Source organism: Streptomyces millisiae, from assembly GCF_031845425.1.
Classification (GTDB): Bacteria; Actinomycetota; Actinomycetes; order Streptomycetales; family Streptomycetaceae; genus Streptomyces; species Streptomyces millisiae.
Genome location: NZ_JAVREM010000339.1, coordinates 1 through 437, shown reverse-complemented (window position 1 = coordinate 437; position 437 = coordinate 1). Strand labels below are relative to the sequence as shown.

Genomic DNA, 437 nt, shown 5'->3' with positions numbered 1-437 from the left:
GCGGCCCGGCGGATGCGCTCCAGCTCGGTGGGGCCGATGTCACGTGCTCGCCGGACCCGGGTTCCGTAGCCGTTGCGTTCGATGCGCCCCACCATCTGGCGTACGTTCCGCATGGCCCGCCCGGCCAGGGAGAAATCCGCGACGTCCACCACCGCCTCGTCGCCCAGCTCCAGGGCGGTCAGCCCGGTCTCGCGGGTCCACACCTCGCCGCCGCGCTCGCTGCACCCCATGACGGCCGGGGTCCAGGAGTGCGCCTTCGCCTCGTCCATGAACCGTTCGATGGCGCCCGGCCATGCCTCCACATCGCCGATGGGGTCGCCGCCGGCCAGCATCACCCCGGAGACGACCCGGTAGCAGACGGCGGCCTTGCCGCTGGGGGAGAAGACGACGGCCTTGTCGCGGCGGAGCGCGAAGTGGCCGAGCGAGTCCCGTCCGCC

The 437-nt window shown here is 73.2% G+C and carries 1 protein-coding gene; it reads right to left on the bottom strand.

Features of this window, described 5'->3' with window-relative positions:
- Positions 1-437 (bottom strand): phosphatidylglycerol lysyltransferase domain-containing protein (locus RNC47_RS36975; RefSeq protein ID WP_311605250.1); only part of this gene is annotated, 437 nt, incomplete at both ends.